Origin of the sequence: Variovorax glucosi (assembly GCF_051216695.1) — a bacterium.
Lineage (GTDB): Bacteria > Pseudomonadota > Gammaproteobacteria > Burkholderiales > Burkholderiaceae_C > Variovorax.
The window spans coordinates 884,156-901,072 of sequence record NZ_JBPJZE010000001.1 but is presented as its reverse complement, the minus strand read 5'-3'; the positions used below and the strand labels follow the sequence as shown (position 1 = coordinate 901,072).

Below are 16,917 nucleotides of genomic sequence, written 5' to 3'. Positions count from 1 at the left end.
CCAATGACCGACCGTACCGTCCGTCTTCACCGGGTCCTTCGCGCGCCGTCCGCAAAGGTCTATCGTGCGTTTCTAGAGGCGGCCGCGCTGGCAAAGTGGCTGCCGCCGTACGGCTTCACCTGCACAGTCGACCATCTGGACGCCCGCGTCGGCGGCACCTTCAGGATGTCGTTCCGGAACTTCGGCAGTGGTGCCGCGCATTCTTTCGGTGGCGAGTATCTCGAACTCGTGCCGGACGCGCGTATCCGCTACATAGACAGGTTCGACGACCCGAATCTGCCAGGCACGATCGAGGTGACGATCTCACTCGAGCCGGTCATTTGCGGAACCGAACTGAGCGTCTCCCAGTCCGGCATTCCGGACACGATTCCACTGGAGATGTGCTATCTCGGGTGGCAGGAGTCGCTGGCACAGCTGGCCTTGCTGGTGGAGCCCGAGATTCCGGGTTGAGGGTCAAGGCGCCGGCTTGTCCGCCGGCGTAGCCAGCGGCTCCGCAGCAGCCTTCGGCACCGGCACCGCCGGTACGGGCGGCAACTGATAGCTCCAGGTTTCGGTCAGCGGCTTGTCGCCCTGCGCCAACGCCGCGCGCATTTCGACCGGTTGCGTCGGGTTCTTCACCTTCACCCGCAACGTCAGGCGCCAGCCTCTGATCGCAGGATTGCGCTCCAGCACGCTCTCCAGCAACTCCGCGTTGTCGCCGACGCTGATCTTCGAAGTCACGGGTGTGTCGACCGGCAGCCTGGACAGCACCGGGCCTTCGAAGTCGATCAGGAAGGCCGTGCTGCCGTCCAGCTTGCGGATCAGGTTGGCCTGCAACTGTTCGCCGTCGGTGTGGAAAGTCTGGCGCACCCAGCCGTTGTCCGAACCGTGCAGCGCGGATTCGTCGCTGGTCCAGTGCATGCGGTAGGCGAACTGCATCTGCTGGCCCTTGACCACCGGCGCGTCGGGCGTCCAGTAGGCGACGATGTTGTCGTTGGTCTCGTCGGGCGTCGGTATCTCCATCAGCGTGACCTTGCCCTTGCCCCAGTTGCCCTGCGGCTCGATCCAGGCGCTCGGGCGCAGGTCGTAGCGGTCCTTCAGGTCCTCGAAGCGCGAGAACTCGCGGCCGCGCTGCAGCAGCCCGAAGCCCTTGAGGTTCTCGACCTGGAACGTGCTGATCGCCAGCGTTGCCGGATTGTTCAGCGGACGCCACAGCCATTCGCCGTTGCCGGTATGTATCGCCAGCCCGTTCGAGTCGTGGATGGCCGGCCGGAAATTGCGCTTGAGGTTCGACTGCTGGCTCGGGCCGTACAGGAACATGCTGGTCAGCGGTGCGACGCCGAGCGTCTTGATGTCGCTGCGCGCGAACACGTTGGCCTGCACGTCGACGACCGCATCCCGGCCGCCGGGCGTGACGATGAACTGGTAGGCGCCGGTCGCGCGCGGGGAATCGAGCAGCGCGTAGATGACGAGCTGCGTTTCCTGCCCAGTCGGTCGTTGCACCCAGAACTCGCGGAAGTTCGGGAATTCCTCACCGCCCGGCGGTGCCGTGTCGATGGCGAGCCCGCGCGCCGACAGGCCGTACGCCTGACCCTTACCTACGACGCGGAAGTAGCTCGCGCCGAGGAAGCTCATGATCTCGTCGTCCTTGCCCGCCTGGTTGATCGGGTAGAGCACCCTGAAACCGGCGTAGCCGAGCGCGCTCGTTGCGCCCTTGTCGAACGTGAGATTTCCGAAGTCGAAACGATCGGCGTCGTACTTGATCTCGTTCACCCCGCCTTCGCTGATTTCATTGATGCGCACCGGCGCATTGAAGTGCATGCCCTGGTGATAGAAATTGAGCTTGAACGGCGTCTGCTGGTCGCGCCATTCGAAGCGGTCGCCGCGCGGCTGCATCTTCTGGTAATCGGCAAACTGCATGCTGCTGAACACAGGCGGCAGGTTGCTGACCGGCGCGACATACGGTTTGTCGACCAGCGCCTTGGCCCGTGCCGTGACGTCGTCGAGAGAAAAGGCCTGGACTTGTCCGGCGCAGAGCAGAGCGAGCGAGACGGCGAGGCATGCGACCGGTGCCGTGGACTTCTTCTTGCGGGATGCGATGCGGAGATTCATGGAGCGGTTCCAGGATGAAGATGTGCAAAAGCGTTGCACTTGGTTGCCGAAAGACAGGGAAGCAATGTTCCTGCCAGTGGGTGTGGCGCGAGGCCGATACGTTGGATCGAGGCCGCCGTACTTGCGTCGGCGCGAGCACTGCGGCTCTCGTACCTTAGCTTAGCATCGCTCCGAAATGACCATGAAAGTCGCACGAATGAAGATGTCCCGCCGGTTGGTCCTCGTGGCCGGCCTCGTCAGTCCGCTCGTGTTCGCGCAGGCGCAGCCCTTGCAGAACTCGCCATCCCGCAGCCCGCTCCTGAAAGACAAGAGCGCCTTCGTCGCCGATCTGGTCGGGCGGATGACGCTCGACGAGAAGATCGGCCAGCTGCGCCTGATCAGCATCGGCCCCGAAATGCCGATCGACCAGCTCGCGAAAGAGATCGCGGCCGGCCGCGTCGGCGGTACGTTCAACTCGGTCAACAGGCCGCACAACCGGCTGCTGCAGGATGCGGCGGTGAAGAGCGGGCGCCTGAAGATCCCGATGTTCTTCGCCTATGACGTGATCCACGGCCACCGCACGACCTTCCCGATCGGGCTCGGCCTGGCGTCGAGCTGGGACATGGACGCGATCGGCCTGATGGCGCGCACCGCCGCGATGGAGGCGGCCGGCGATTCGATCGACATGACCTTCGCGCCGATGGTCGACATCGCGCGCGATCCGCGCTGGGGCCGCACCTCGGAAGGCTTCGGCGAAGATCCGTATCTGGTCTCCGAAATCGCCCGCGCCACGGTCAGGGGTTTCCAGGGCACGCTGCCGGTGCCGGCCGACCGCATCATGACCAGCGTCAAGCACTTCGCGCTGTACGGCGCGGTCGAAGGCGGGCGCGACTACAACACGGTCGACATGAGCCCGATGCGCATGTACAACGATTACCTCCCGCCGTACCGCGCCGCCATCGACGCGGGTGCGGGCGGCGTGATGGTCGCGCTCAACTCGATCAACGGCGTGCCGGCCACGTCGAACACCTGGCTGATGCAGGACCTGCTGCGGAAGGACTGGGGCTTCAAAGGCGTGACGGTGAGCGACCACGGCGCCATCGTCGAGCTGATGCGCCACGGCGTGGCCAAGGACGAGCGCGAAGCGGCGAAGCTGGCTATCAGGAATGGCATCGACCTCAGCATGGCCGATTCGGTCTATCTCAATGAATTGCCAGGGCTGGTGAAGTCCGGCGAGGTGACGACGCGCGAGATCGACAACGCGGTGCGCGAAGTGCTCGGCGCCAAGTACGACATGGGACTGTTCCACGACCCGTACCTGCGCATCGGCGTGGCCAAGGACGATCCGCCGGAGCTCGACGCCGAGAGCCGGCTGCATCGCCCGGAAGCGCGCGATGTGGCCCGCAAGTCGATGGTGCTGCTGGAGAACCGCAACGCGACATTGCCGCTGTCGAAGTCGAAGACCATCGCACTGGTCGGTCCGCTGACCGATGCGCCGATCGACATGCTGGGCAGCTGGTCGGCTGCCGGCAACAACAGGAACGCCGTCACGCTGCTGACCGGCCTGAAAGCGGCAGTCGGTACGCAGGGCCGCGTGCTGCATGCGCGCGGCGCCAACATCACGGGCGACGAAGCGATCGTCACCTACCTGAATTACCTGAACTGGGACGCGCCGGAAGTCACGCAGGACAAGCGCGCGCCGGCCGAGATGATCGCGGAAGCGGTCAGGATTGCCGCGCAGGCCGACGTGATCGTCGCTGCGGTCGGCGAATCGCGCGGCATGTCGCACGAATCGTCCAGCCGCACCAGCCTCGATCTGCCGCAGAGCCAGCGCGACCTCATCGTCGCGCTCAAGGCCACCGGCAAACCGCTGGTTCTGGTGCTGATGAACGGCAGGCCGCTGGCACTGCAGCGCGAGCAGAAGGAAGCCGACGCGATTTTGGAGACCTGGTATACGGGCATGGAGGGCGGTCACGCCATCGCAGAAGTGCTTTTCGGCGACTACAACCCGTCCGGCAAGCTGCCGATCTCGTTCCCTCGCTCGGTCGGCCAGATACCGACCTACTACAACCATGCGCGCCTCGGTCGACCGTTCACCGAAGGCAAGCCGGGCAACTACACATCGCAGTATTTCGAGGAAGTCACCGGTCCGCTGTACCCATTCGGCTACGGCTTGAGCTACACCGAATTTGCGCTGTCCGATGTGGTGCTGTCCGCGCCGACGATGGCGCGCGGCGGCAGGATCGAAGCGGCTGTGACGGTGAAGAACGTGGGCCGCCGTGCGGGTGAGACGGTCGTGCAGCTCTACATACAGGACGTTGCCGCGTCGGTGGTGCGGCCGGTGAAGGAACTCAAGGATTTCCGCAAGCTGATGCTGCAGCCCGGCGAGGAGAAGGTGCTGCGGTTCAGCATCGGCGAGGATAAGCTGAAGTTCTTCAATGCCGATCTGAAGAACGTCGCTGAACCCGGACAGTTCAATGTGCAGATCGGCCTCGATTCGCAAACGGTCAGGCAGCAAGGTTTTGTCCTGCAGTAATGCCGGTACGGAAATCCAGGAGGGCGCGGCCATGAACCCCATCGACGTCTTGCGAGAACTCTGGTTGCAGAGCGGCCTGTCCGCCGATGCGCTCAATTCAGTAGACCTGACCGGTGCAGACCCGGTGTTTCCTTCGTCGTTCGCGGTCGGCACTGCAGCGCAGACCACCGTCGCCGCCGCCGCGCTGGCTGCATGGGAGCTCGGCCGTCTGCGCGGGTTGACGATGCCGCGACTGAGCGTCGACATGACGCACGCTGCCGTCGAGGCCACAGGCTGGTTCAGCATCGACGGCGTCGCGCCGGATCTGTGGGATGCGTTCTCCGGGCTTTATCGCTGCGCCGACGGCTACGTGCGCATCCACGCGAATTTCAGCCATCACCGCGAGGGAGCGTTGCAGCTGCTGGGGCTCGACCCGGCGACGTCGAAAAAGAATGATGTCGAGCGCGCACTGAGTAATTGGAGCGCGCTCGACTTCGAGGAGGCGGCCGCCGAAAAAGGCCTTGTCGTCACCGCGCTACGCAGCTTCGACGAGTGGGATGCCACGCTGCAGGGACAGGCCTTGCGCACGCAGCCGCTGTTCACGATTGAGCGTATCGGCGAGGCGGAGCCGCTGACCTTGCCGCCAATTGCAGGAACGGATGACGGCGTTGCCCGACCGCTTGCCGGCGTGCGCGTGCTCGACCTCACGCGCATCCTGGCCGGTCCGGTCGGCGGTCGCACGCTGGCAGAGCATGGCGCCGAAGTGCTGCTGGTGAATTCGCCGCTGTTGCCGAACATTGCCGCCATCGCCGACACCAGCCGCGGCAAGCTGTCGACGCATGTCGATCTGAAGACAGCGGAAGGACGCGCCGCGTTGCAACGCCTGATAGCCGATGCACATGTGTTCGTGCAGGGCTACCGGCCAGGAGGTCTTTACGACCTCGGCTTCGGCTCGCATGCGGTGGCGAAGTTGCGTCCCGGCATCGTCTACGTCTCACTCAGCGCCTACGGCACGCAGGGCCCGTGGGCCGACCGGCGCGGTTTCGATTCCCTCGTGCAGACGGCGATGGGATTCAACCAGGCCGAAGGCGAAGCGGCCGGCGATGGCAAGCCGCGACCGCTGCCGATGCAGATCCTCGACGAGGCGACCGGCTTCCTGATCGCCTTCTGCACCGCCGTTGCGCTTTGCCGTCAGCAGCAGGAGGGCGGCAGCTGGGAGGTCAAGCTCTCGCTGGCACAGACCGGGCAGTGGCTGCGCAGCCTGGGTCGCGTGCCGGGCGGGCTGGCGACGCTCGTGCCGGACCGAGCGCCCTACGTCGAAACGACCGCTTCGGGTTTCGGCGAGCTTGCAGCACTGCGTCACGCCGCGCACGCGGCTGGGGCGGCACGATCCATGCAGCCAACGCAAGTCAAGCAAGTCGCGCGACCATCGATGCCGCCCGGTAGCCATCCGCCATCATGGCCCGACGCTTGAACGGTTACGCACCCCCAACACCATGACCACCAAAAAATCCCGCGACCCCCTCTCGTCCACGCCTTTCCTTCGCATCGCCGACAGCGCGGTTCACGGCCTCGGCGCCTATGCCAACCGCGACCTGCCCGCCGACACCTTCCTCGGCCTGTACGAAGGCCGGCGTTACACGGCAGAACAGGTGGCGGCCAAGGACTGGAACAACCAGCTGACCTATCTTTTCACTCTGTCGAGCGGCGAAACGATCGACGGCGCCAAGGGCGGCAACGGCACGCGCCACCTGAATCATTCGTGCGCGCCAAACTGCGAAGCGGTCGAGGAATACGACGCTTCCGGCAAGCTGCTGCTGCGCTTCCAGACACTGGTCGCGGTGGAGGCGGGAGATGAACTCTTCATCGACTACTGCCTCACCGCGGACGATGGATCGCCGGCTTCCGACTATCCGTGCCACTGCGGATCGCCGGACTGTCGCGGCACGATGCTCGCACCCGTCGAAGCGCCGGTCGAGGCACCCGTGGACATCTTTTCCAAGCCGGCCTAGAACGAGCGCCCGTCGGCGCGCGCAGCCCATTTACCCTTTTCACCCCTGCGCTGCGCTGCCATCGACGGAGCGGCTATAAACGTCGGCTCCCATGGACAACGAGACCGACTTCATCGCCACATCCGATTCGCCCGCAGAGGCTCTTGCAGTCTCTCCAGTCCTCCCAGTCATCGAAACGGAGGCCGACGCAACGCTCGGATACGCCTCCATCCAGAATGCCGTTCCGGTGCTCCGGTCGATGTCCATCACCAACCGGGGTGTCGATCCGTTATCGAACGTCGAGGTGCGCATCGCCTGCAATCCGCCGTTCGCCGAAAGCATCAGGCTGCGCTTCGACCGGCTGGCGCCCGGCGAAACCCGCCGCATCGCACCGATCGACCTTCGCCCCGATCACGCATGGCTCGCCGACCTTCAGGAGTCGGTGAAAGCGTCCATCGAGGTCGACGTCACGGCGGCCGGCGTCGAGGTGGCGCGCGCCACGCAGAACATTGAAGTTCTGGCATACGACCAGTGGGCCGGCACGCGCGCGCTGCCCGAGCTTCTGGCGGCGTTCTGCATGCCGAACAATCCGGCCGTCGATGCGCTGATGGGCAAGGCATCGACATTGCTTCGCTCGGCGCACAGCGACCTGTCGATGAGCGGCTACCAGTCGAAGAGCCGCGACACCGTCTGGAAGCAGATCTCGGCGATCTACAGCACCGTCGCAGCGGAGAACCTGCAGTACGCCGAACCACCGGCTTCCTTCGGCGACGATGGGCAGAAGATCCGCACGCCCGACCGCATCCTCGACAGCCGTGTCGCGACATGTCTCGACCTCGCGATGCTGTTCGCATCGGCTTTCGAGCAGGCCGGACTGCGTCCCGTGGTGCTGATCAAGAAAGGCCACGCCTGGGTCGGCGTCTGGCTGCATCCGACGTGTTTCCCCGATCCGCTCACCGACGACGTGCAGGCCGTGCGCAAGCGTGTCGATACCGGCGAGTTCCTGGTCTTCGAGACCACTGGCGTCGCGCATCACCACAGCCTGCGGCCTTCGCTGCGCGTGGCGATGGAGCAGGGGCTGGCGCATCTTCGGGAAGAGGGCACTTTCCGTTATGCGGTGGACATCCGGCGCGCACGGGAGCTGCAGATCAAGCCGCTGCCGTCGCGCACGACGACATCCGGTACCGGCGTGCCCGACGCTTCCGGTGCCGGGCCGGGGCCGGCCGTCATCGAGCCGCCACCGCCGTTTCCGGCGCTTGACGTCGACACGGTCCAGTCGCTGGATGCGAGCAACGACGACACGCCCGACGGCCGTCTGTCGAAGTGGAAGTCGCGCCTGCTCGACCTAACGCTGCGCAACAAGCTGCTGAACTTCAAGCCGACCAAGGCATCGCTGCAACTCGTTGCGCCCGACCTCGCCGTGCTCGAAGATGCGCTGTCGGAGGGCAGGGATTTCAAGATCAGGCCGCTGCCCGCCATCATGGAAGGCACCGATCCGCGCGTCGCCAATGTGCATGCGAGCCGTGGCACCGGACGCAGTCCGCTCGACGACATGGCGCTGGAAGCGCTCGGCGGCAACGAACTGCTGGCGCGTGTCGCGCAGGACGCACTCGACGGCCATCTGCTGGCGATCCACACCGCCGCGCGCATCGGGCTGGAGGAGGGCGGCGCGAACACGCTCTACCTCGCGCTCGGCCTGCTGCAGTGGACCGAGGCCGACAAGGCCGATGCGGTGCATTGCGCGCCGATCCTGCTGATTCCGGTGACGCTGCAACGCCAGTCGGTGCGCGCCGGTTTCCGGCTGGCCCGGCACGACGACGAAGCCATCGTGAACCCGACGCTGCTGCAGTTGTTGCGCACCAGCTTCGAGCTGCGCGTCGCCGGGCTGGAAGCGATTCCGATGGACGAGAAGGGCATCGACGTCGGCCGCGTGCTGCAGGCCTTCAGGCTGGCGGTCGCGGAGATTCCGAAGTGGGAAGTGCTTGAGCAGGCCAACCTGGGCATCTTCTCCTTCACCAAATACCTGATGTGGAAGGACCTGCAGGACCGCACCGAAGAACTCAAGGCCAACCGCGTCGTCCGGCACCTGATCGACAACCCCGGTCAGGCCTTCGCGCGCCAGGACGTTCCCGGCGAATTCGAGCGGCTCGACGAGTCGCACCGGCCGCAGGACATCCTCGCGCCGCTGCTGGCCGATTCGTCGCAGCTCAAGGCGATCTGCGCGATCGATGCCGGCCGCGATCTGGTGCTCGAAGGGCCGCCCGGCACCGGCAAGAGCCAGACCATCACCAACCTGATCGCGCACTGCCTCGGCACCGGCAAGACGGTGCTGTTCGTGTCGGAAAAGCTGGCCGCGCTGTCGGTGGTGCACCGGCGCCTGAACGACATCGGGCTCGGGCCGTTCTGCCTCGAACTGCATTCTTCCAAATCGAAGAAGAGCGAAGTTCTCCAGCAACTCGCCAGCTCGCTCGACATGGCCGGGGAGCGAACGGCCGACGACTGGAAGCGCGAAGCCGAGCGGCTGGCCGTGCTGCGGCTCGACTTGAACGGCCTCGTCGATTCGCTGCACCGGCAGTATCCGAATGGGCTGACCGTGTTCGAAGCCATCGGAACCTGCATCGGCGAGGACGGCAAGACGCCGGCGCCGATGCCGTGGACCGATCCGCTGACGCACGGCCGCGAGGCACTCGACACGTTGCGCGAGACCACGCGGCGCATCCAGGCGCTCGCGGGCGCCATCGGCGGCGCGGATGGCACGGTAGGGATCGAAGGATTGCAGGCGCATCCGCTGGCGCTCATCGGCCATTCCGATTGGTCAACGGTCTGGAGCGACGACCTGCTGGTCGCGCTGCAGGGCCTCGATCGCGCCATTGCGGGTTTTCGTGGCAAGGTCGCGGCGCTGGGCGGACTTCTCGGTGTCGGCAGCGACGGATCGGGCATGGACACATTCGGTGCGCTCGACCGGCTCGCCGATGTGCTCATGGCCGCGCCCAGGGTGCCTCAGGGCCTGGCGCGGCAGGCGCACGACCCGGTCGCGCGCGCCCGCGTGCTGGCGCTGGTGAAGCACGGCACGGCCCGCAACACCGCGTGGCAGCGGCTGGGGTCGGGATGGACGCCGCAGCTGGCGAAGCTGGATGCGACGGCGCTGACGGCGGAGTGGTCGGGCGCTGAAACCGCCTGGTGGCCGAAGTCGTTGCTGGCGAAGCGGGCGGTCACCGGTCGTCTCAGCGGATTCCGCGACGATGGCAAGCGGCCGACGCCGGAGCAGATCCGGCAGATGCTCGCGCCGCTGGCGGAGGTGAACGATGCGGATCTGGCGCTGCGCACGGCCGGGCCGGAGGCGCAGGTGCTGCTCGACGACGCCTTTGCCGGGCTGGAAACCGACTGGACGGCGATGGTGGACCATGAGGCGTGGGCCGCGAGGTTTGCCGAGGCGGTTGCGCACTGCGCGGACGGCGACGCCGCGCAGGCGGCTGCGCTGCGGAGCCGCCTGCAACCGCTGGTGGCCGAGAACCGCGCCGCGCTCGCTCCGACGGGATCGGCCGGCAAGGTGCTGCTGGCCTACCGCGATGGATGGCGCGAGGTGCTGCAGATGCTCGCTGTCGTCGACGGCCTGGCCAAGCCGATCGCGCCCCTGCAGGGACAGCCGCACGACGACGGTGCGCTGGCACGCATCCAGGGCACGCTCGCCGCCTGGCAGGGTGCGAAGCATACGTTGCAGCCGTGGTGCGGTTGGCGCGCCGTCCGGACGTTCGCGGTCGCACAAGGCTTGCAGGGGCTGGTTTCCGCGGTCGAGTCGGGCACGGTTCCGCTGCGCGATGTCGAAACGCATTTCGAATTCAGCTACCGCAGCTGGTGGGCCAAGCGGACCATCGACGGCGATCCGGTTCTGCGCGGTTTCTCCAGCGCCGACCACGAGCGGAAGATCCGCGAGTTCAAGTCGGCCGACCAGCGATTCCAGAAGCTGACCGAGCGCTACATCGCCGCCACGCTGGCCGGGCGAATCCCAGCGGCTTCGGAAGCGGTCGTCAGCGCCGACAGCGAACTCGGACGGCTGCGCCGCGAGCGCCAGAAGCAGCGAGGGCACATGCCGGTGCGCCAGCTGGTCCGGTCGCTGCCGACGCTGCTGCCGCGACTCAAGCCGTGCCTGCTGATGTCGCCGCTGTCGGTGTCGCAGTACCTCGATGCCGGTTATTCGCAGTTCGATCTGGTGGTGTTCGACGAAGCCTCTCAGATTCCCGTCTGGGATGCCGTGGGCGTGATCGCGCGCGGCAAGCAACTGGCGGTCGTCGGCGATCCCAAGCAATTGCCGCCTACCAACTTCTTCAACCGCAGCGCCGATCCCGACGAAGGCGAGACGGGCGACGCGGGCTTCGATCAGGTGGAAGATCTCGAAAGCATCCTCGACGAATGCCTCGGCGCCGGCATGAACCGGCTGAGCCTGAAATGGCACTACCGCAGCCGGCACGAGAGCCTCATCACCTTCAGCAACGTCACGTACTACGGCTCGGAGCTGATTACGTTTCCGTCGCCGGTCACCGACGACATCGCGGTCCGATTCGAGCGCGTGCAGGGCGTGTACGACCGCGGCGGATCGCGCACGAATCGTGCCGAAGCCGACGCCATCGTTCTGGGTATCGAAGCGCATTACCTAAACCCGGCCAAGGCCCGGCTGACGCTGGGCGTTGTCACCTTCAACCAGACGCAGCAGGCGCTGATCGAAACGCTGCTCGACGCGCGACGCCGTACCAGCCCCGAGCTCGACCGCGCCATCGAGGCCCGCGCGCATGAAAAGCTCTTCATCAAGAACCTGGAGAACGTGCAGGGCGACGAGCGCGACGTGATCTTCTTCTCGATCACCTACGGACCGGACACGAGCGGCAAGGTCACGATGAACTTCGGGCCGCTGAACGGCGAAGGCGGTCATCGCCGGTTGAATGTCGCCATCTCGCGGGCACGCGAAGCCGTCGTCATCTACAGCACGCTGATGCCGGAGCAGATCGACCTCGCGCGGGTTCGCGCGGCCGGCGTGCGGGATCTGAAGCACTATCTCGAATTCGCGATCCGCGGTGCGCGAGCGCTGGCTGCGCAGAGCGCGCCGACCGGGCTCGATCCCGACAGCCCGTTCGAAGTCGCGGTGATCGCGAAGCTGCGGGCGCATGGCTGGGTCGTGCATCCGCAGGTCGGCTGCTCGGGCTACCGGATCGATCTGGCGGTGGTCGATCCGCGTGCGCCGGGACGCTATCTGGTCGGCATCGAATGCGACGGACGCGCCTATCACTCTGGCGCGACTGCACGCGATCGGGACCGGCTGCGCCAGCATGTGCTGGAGAGCCTCGGCTGGCGGATCCACCGGATCTGGTCGACGGACTGGTGGCTGAATCCGAACGGTGAGGTCGAGAAGATACTGAAGCTGCTCGCGTCGTTGACGGAGAAGTCCGAAGCGCCGGAGGAGGCCGTCGTAGCGACGCCGTAAGTCTTCGGCTCAGGGCGTCGGCAGCAGGACGCGCTGCTGCGCCGTCACCGTCTCGCGCACGAAGGCCCAGACCGCCTGCATCCGCGCCAGATGCTTGTTCTCTTCCGGCATCGACATCCAGAAGGTACGCGTGAAATTGGCTTGCGGATGCGCAGGCAGCACGGCTTCCAGCGCGCCGTCGCGCCCGGCGATGAAGGCGGGCAGCACGGCGATGCCCGCGCCCGCAGCCACAGCCGCGTGCTGCGCGAGGATGCTGGTGCTGCGCAGCGCGAACGCATCGGGGCGATACAGCTCGTCGAGGTACTGCAGTTCCTTGCTGAAGAGCAGGTCGTCGACGTAGCTGATGAAGGTGTGGCCGCGCAGGTCTTCGCGGCTCGCGATGGGCGGGTGCGCGGCGAGGTAGCCTTTGGATGCGTAGAGACGCAGGCTGTAGTCCGCAAGCTTCGCGACCATCACCGGGCCGCGCGCCGGACGTTCCAGCGAGATGACGATGTCGGCCTCGCGCCTCGACAGATGGACCAGGCGAGGCATGGCGAGCAGGTCGATCACCAGCTTCGGATGCCGCATCGCGAACGTCGCCAGCGCCGGTGCCAGCATCACCGTCCCGAAACCTTCCGTCGCGCCGATGCGCACCACGCCGGACAGGCCTTCCGCCGATGTCGGCGCCGAGCTTTCGATGCTTCGGTAGGCGCCTTCCATCGCTTCGACCTGCGGTTGCATCCGGCGGCCGGCCTCTGTCAGCCGATGGCCGCCGGCTTCGCGTGTGAAGAGCGGTGTGCCGACCTGCTTTTCGAGCGCCTGGATGCGGCGCGCGACGGTGGTGTGATCGACAGCCAGCCGGCGGGCCGCGCCCTGCAGCGTGCCGGAGCGGGCGAGTTCGAGAAAGTAGCGGAGGCTGTCCCAGTCCATGTGTTGCGATTATGCAGAGCGAGGATGCATATTTGTCTATTGCCATCGCAAAAGTGCAAAGCTAGGATCGTTGAATCCCCGCAGACGGGAACACCATAAAAGGAGACAGATTCATGGACGCCAAAGTCAAGCCGGCCCCGACCGCCGTCAACGCCGCCAAGCAGATCGCCACCGTCAAGCTGCTCATCGGCGGCAAGTTCGTCGAGTCGAAGACCACCGAGTGGCGCGATGTCGTCAATCCGGCGACGCAGGAGGTGCTGGCCCGCGTGCCGTTCGCGACGCCGGCTGAAGTCGATGCAGCCGTTGCATCCGGCAAGGAAGCCTTCAAGACCTGGAAGAAGACGCCCATCGGCGCCCGCGCCCGCGTCTTCTTGAAGTACCAGCAGCTGATCCGCGAAAACATGGCCGAGCTTTCCGCGATCCTCACCGCCGAACAGGGCAAGACGCTGCCGGATGCGGAAGGCGACGTGTTTCGCGGCCTCGAAGTGGTGGAGCACGCGTCGGCCATCGGCAACCTGCAACTGGGCGAAATGGCCAACAACGTTGCCAATGGCGTCGACACGTACACGCTGCTGCAACCTCTGGGCGTGTGTGCCGGCATCACGCCGTTCAACTTCCCCGCGATGATTCCGCTGTGGATGTTCCCGATGGCGATCGTCACCGGCAATACTTTCGTGCTGAAGCCGTCCGAGCAGGACCCGATGGTCACGATGCGCCTCTGCGAACTCGCGCTGCAGGCCGGCATTCCGCCGGGCGTGCTGAACGTGGTGCACGGCGGCGAAGCGGTGGTCAACGCGATCTGCGATCACGCCGACATCAAGGCGATCTCGTTCGTCGGCTCGACCAAGGTCGGCACCCATGTCTACAACCGCGCCATACCGACCGGCAAGCGCGTGCAATGCATGATGGGCGCCAAGAACCACGCCATCGTCATGCCCGACGCCAACAAGGAGCAGACGCTCAACGCGCTGGCCGGCGCGGGCTTCGGCGCGGCGGGACAGCGCTGCATGGCGGTGTCGGTCGCGGTGCTGGTGGGCGATGCGCAGAAGTGGGTGCCCGACATGGTCGCGAAGGCGAAGACACTGAAGATCGGCGCCGGCACCGACAAGGGCATCGACGTCGGGCCGGTGATTTCCCTCGCAGCCAGGGACCGCGTCAACGGCCTGATCGAACGTGGCGTCGCCGACGGCGCGACGCTGGCACTCGACGGCCGACAGCCCGACGTGCCGCGCTACGAGAACGGCAACTTCGTCGGCCCGACCGTGTTCGCCGACGTGAAGCCCGGCATGGCGATCTACGACCAGGAAATCTTCGGCCCGGTGCTCTGCCTCGCGAATGCTGCCGACATCGACGAGGCGATCGCGCTGATCAACGCGAACCCGAACGGCAACGGTACTGCGATCTTCACGCAGTCGGGCGCGGCAGCGCGCAAGTTCCAGGAAGAGATCGACGTGGGGCAGGTCGGAATCAACGTTCCGATTCCGGTGCCGGTGCCGATGTTCTCTTTCACCGGTTCGCGGGCGTCGAAGCTGGGCGACCTGGGGCCGTACGGGAAGCAGGTCGTGATGTTCTACACGCAGACGAAGACGGTGACGGCGCGGTGGTTCGACGACAGCACGGTGAGCCAGGGTGTGAATACGACGATCAGCTTGAAATGAACTTCGAACTCACCGAAGAACAACTCGCTTTCGCCCAATCCGCCCGCGCGTTCGCCGCAGCCGAATTCGCTCCCCATGCCGCCCGCTGGGATGCCGAATCCTTCTTCCCGAAAGACACCATCGCCCGCGCCGGCGAACTCGGTTTCTGCGGCCTCTACGCACCCGAGCGCATCGGCGGACTTGCCCTGCCGCGCCTCGACGCCACGCTGGTGTTCGAAGAAATGGCGGCCGTCGATCCGTCGACCACCGCCTTCGTCACCATCCACAACATGGCGACCTGGATGCTCGGCACCTGGGGCACCGACGCCGTCTGCGATACCTGGGGCGAGGCGCTGACCAGCGGGCGCAAGCTGGCGTCGTACTGTCTCACCGAACCGGGCGCCGGGTCCGATGCCGGCTCGCTCAAGACGCGCGCCGAAGTACAGGGCGATGGCTACGTGCTCAACGGCGGCAAGGCCTTCATCAGCGGCGCCGGCGCGACCGACGTGCTGATCGTCATGGCGCGCACCGGCGGCGGCGGCGCGGGAGGCGTGTCCGCTTTCGTGGTGCCTGCGGATGCACCTGGCGTGAGCTACGGCAAGAAGGAGCACAAGATGGGCTGGAACAGTCAGCCCACCCGCACCATTGCCTTCGACAACGTGCGCATTCCCGCCGATCATCTGCTCGGCGGCGAAGGCGAGGGTTTCCGCATCGCGATGAAGGGGCTCGACGGCGGGCGCATCAACATCGCGACCTGCTCGGTCGGCGCGGCGCAGGGCGCGCTCGATGCATCGCGCAGCTATCTGCACGACAGACAGCAATTCGGCAAGCCGCTCGCCAGCTTCCAGGCGCTGCAGTTCAAGCTGGCCGACATGGCGACCGAGCTGGTCGCGGCGCGGCAGATGGTGCGCATGGCCGCGAGCAAGCTCGATGCGGCGCATCCCGACGCCGGCACCTATTGCGCGATGGCGAAGCGCTTCGCGACCGATGTCGGCTTCACCGTCTGCAACGATGCGCTGCAGCTTCACGGCGGCTATGGCTATCTCAGCGAATTTCCGCTGGAACGGCTGGTGCGCGACACGCGCGTGCATCAGATCCTCGAAGGTACCAACGAAATCATGCGGGTCATCGTCGCGCGCAAGCTGCTCGAAGGCGACACCGACATCCGCTGACCTAATCCATCTCATCGCACCAATTCACTGCAAATGACCGAACCCGTCGTCCTCTTCAAAGAAATCCCGACCGCGAACGGCAAGCGTTTCGGCATCGCCACGCTCAACGCGCCCGCGTCGCTGAATGCGCTGTCCGTCGACATGGTCCGGCTGCTGACGCCGAAGCTGCGCGAATGGGCCGCCGACAACGCGGTCGTCGGCGTGATGCTCGACGCCGCCGGCGAGAAAGCCTTCTGCGCCGGTGGCGACCTGCGCCAGCTCTATCAGACGCTGCTGGACTGCAAGGCCGAGCGGAACGAGTACGCCGAGCGCTTCTTCGGCGAGGAATACGAGCTCGACTACCTGATCCACACCTTTCCGAAGCCATTCGTCTGCTGGGGCCACGGCATCGTGATGGGTGGGGGCGTCGGTTTGATGGCGGGCTGTTCGCACCGCGTCGTCACAGAAGGCAGCCGCGTCGCGATGCCCGAAGTCAACATCGGCCTCTATCCCGATGTCGGCGGCAGCTGGTTCCTGCGCCGTACGCCGGGTCGCACCGGTCTTTTTCTCGCGTTCACGGCCGCACAGATCAACGCCGCCGATGCGATCTTCGCGGGCCTTGCCGACGTGCTGGTACCGCACGCGGCCAAGGCGCAGGTGCTGGAAGCGATCGGCACGGCGGCCTGGAAGTCTGAGCAGGGCGCCGACCGTGCGCTGATGTCGGCGCTGCTGACCAAGGCGGGCGAAGGCGCCGCGATGCTGCCGTCGAAGCTGCGCGAGCATTTCGACCTCATCAACGTCACGTTGGCCGGCGAGGATCTTCTGGTCATCGACCGGCGATTGCGCGCGCTGCATAGCGACGACGCGTGGCTGCAGACGGCGGTCAAGACTTATTCGAGGGGCGCGCCTAGCTCGGTGGCGCTGTCATGGGCGTTGTGGCAGCGCGTGCTGCGGATGTCGCTGGCCGAGGTGTTCCGTGTCGAATACCGGGCGTCGCTCGGTTTCTGCGCCCATGCCGATTTCGCCGAAGGCATCCGGGCGGTGCTGGTCGACAAGGACCGCAATCCGAAATGGACGCCGGCCATGCTGGCCGAGATTACGCCGGACTTCGTCGAAGACCACCTGCGTGCGCGCGGCGGGATGGCGCCGGAACTCGAAGCACTGTAAG

General features: G+C 66.0%; 10 protein-coding genes. 8 read left to right on the top strand and 2 right to left on the bottom strand.

Annotated features, from left to right (window positions below):
* Positions 1 to 3: 3 nt before the first annotated feature.
* Entirely contained in the window at positions 4 to 450 is a 447-nt protein-coding gene (locus tag ACSFA3_RS04320; RefSeq protein WP_435504157.1) for an SRPBCC family protein, read from the top strand.
* 3 nt (positions 451 to 453) lie between these two features.
* Here the strand turns inward: ACSFA3_RS04320 and ACSFA3_RS04315 are convergent, their stop codons facing one another.
* Positions 454 to 2,091 (bottom strand): glucan biosynthesis protein G, encoded by a 1,638-nt coding sequence (locus ACSFA3_RS04315; RefSeq protein WP_435504156.1) that lies wholly within the window; start codon positions 2,089 to 2,091, stop codon positions 454 to 456.
* 181 nt (positions 2,092 to 2,272) lie between these two features.
* Here ACSFA3_RS04315 and bglX point away from each other — a divergent pair, with 181 nt between their 5' ends.
* The 4 genes from bglX (at position 2,273) to ACSFA3_RS04295 (ending at position 12,052) form a co-directional block, all read left to right on the top strand.
* A complete protein-coding gene (bglX, locus tag ACSFA3_RS04310; protein WP_435504155.1) occupies positions 2,273 to 4,606 on the top strand; it encodes a beta-glucosidase BglX in 2,334 nt (777 codons plus the stop codon).
* A gap of 31 nt (positions 4,607 to 4,637) precedes the next feature.
* Positions 4,638 to 6,059: a CoA transferase gene (locus tag ACSFA3_RS04305; RefSeq protein ID WP_435504154.1), complete on the top strand. Its 1,422-nt coding sequence runs from the start codon at positions 4,638 to 4,640 to the stop codon at positions 6,057 to 6,059.
* Between the two features lie 22 nt (positions 6,060 to 6,081).
* Positions 6,082 to 6,597 (top strand): SET domain-containing protein, encoded by a 516-nt coding sequence (locus ACSFA3_RS04300; RefSeq protein WP_435504153.1) that lies wholly within the window; start codon positions 6,082 to 6,084, stop codon positions 6,595 to 6,597.
* A gap of 91 nt (positions 6,598 to 6,688) precedes the next feature.
* A complete protein-coding gene (locus ACSFA3_RS04295) occupies positions 6,689 to 12,052 on the top strand; it encodes a DUF4011 domain-containing protein (protein WP_435504152.1) in 5,364 nt (1,787 codons plus the stop codon).
* A 9-nt stretch (positions 12,053 to 12,061) separates the two neighbouring features.
* Here the strand turns inward: ACSFA3_RS04295 and ACSFA3_RS04290 are convergent, their stop codons facing one another.
* Positions 12,062 to 12,961 (bottom strand): LysR family transcriptional regulator, encoded by a 900-nt coding sequence (locus ACSFA3_RS04290; RefSeq protein ID WP_435504151.1) that lies wholly within the window; start codon positions 12,959 to 12,961, stop codon positions 12,062 to 12,064.
* Positions 12,962 to 13,074: 113 nt separating this feature from the next.
* Here ACSFA3_RS04290 and ACSFA3_RS04285 point away from each other — a divergent pair, with 113 nt between their 5' ends.
* The 3 genes from ACSFA3_RS04285 to ACSFA3_RS04275 are packed head-to-tail and all read left to right on the top strand — an operon-like array spanning position 13,075 to position 16,916.
* Positions 13,075 to 14,619, top strand: a complete 1,545-nt coding sequence (locus ACSFA3_RS04285; RefSeq protein WP_435504150.1) for a CoA-acylating methylmalonate-semialdehyde dehydrogenase — start codon at positions 13,075 to 13,077, stop codon at positions 14,617 to 14,619.
* Positions 14,616 to 15,770: an acyl-CoA dehydrogenase family protein gene (locus tag ACSFA3_RS04280; protein ID WP_435504149.1), complete on the top strand. Its 1,155-nt coding sequence runs from the start codon at positions 14,616 to 14,618 to the stop codon at positions 15,768 to 15,770. Before ACSFA3_RS04285 ends, ACSFA3_RS04280 begins: the two co-directional genes overlap by 4 nt.
* A gap of 33 nt (positions 15,771 to 15,803) precedes the next feature.
* Positions 15,804 to 16,916 (top strand): enoyl-CoA hydratase/isomerase family protein, encoded by a 1,113-nt coding sequence (locus tag ACSFA3_RS04275; protein WP_435504148.1) that lies wholly within the window; start codon positions 15,804 to 15,806, stop codon positions 16,914 to 16,916.
* Position 16,917: the final 1 nt, after the last annotated feature.

Bases quoted from the DNA above. Each gene is read 5' to 3' on its own strand.
- ACSFA3_RS04320 (WP_435504157.1), top strand. From the start codon at position 4: ATGACCGACCGTACCGTCCGTCTTCACCGGGTCCTTCGCGCGCCGTCC.
- ACSFA3_RS04315 (WP_435504156.1), bottom strand. From the start codon at position 2,091: ATGAATCTCCGCATCGCATCCCGCAAGAAGAAGTCCACGGCACCGGTC.
- bglX (WP_435504155.1), top strand. From the start codon at position 2,273: ATGAAAGTCGCACGAATGAAGATGTCCCGCCGGTTGGTCCTCGTGGCC.
- ACSFA3_RS04305 (WP_435504154.1), top strand. From the start codon at position 4,638: ATGAACCCCATCGACGTCTTGCGAGAACTCTGGTTGCAGAGCGGCCTG.
- ACSFA3_RS04300 (WP_435504153.1), top strand. From the start codon at position 6,082: ATGACCACCAAAAAATCCCGCGACCCCCTCTCGTCCACGCCTTTCCTT.
- ACSFA3_RS04295 (WP_435504152.1), top strand. From the start codon at position 6,689: ATGGACAACGAGACCGACTTCATCGCCACATCCGATTCGCCCGCAGAG.
- ACSFA3_RS04290 (WP_435504151.1), bottom strand. From the start codon at position 12,961: ATGGACTGGGACAGCCTCCGCTACTTTCTCGAACTCGCCCGCTCCGGC.
- ACSFA3_RS04285 (WP_435504150.1), top strand. From the start codon at position 13,075: ATGGACGCCAAAGTCAAGCCGGCCCCGACCGCCGTCAACGCCGCCAAG.
- ACSFA3_RS04280 (WP_435504149.1), top strand. From the start codon at position 14,616: ATGAACTTCGAACTCACCGAAGAACAACTCGCTTTCGCCCAATCCGCC.
- ACSFA3_RS04275 (WP_435504148.1), top strand. From the start codon at position 15,804: ATGACCGAACCCGTCGTCCTCTTCAAAGAAATCCCGACCGCGAACGGC.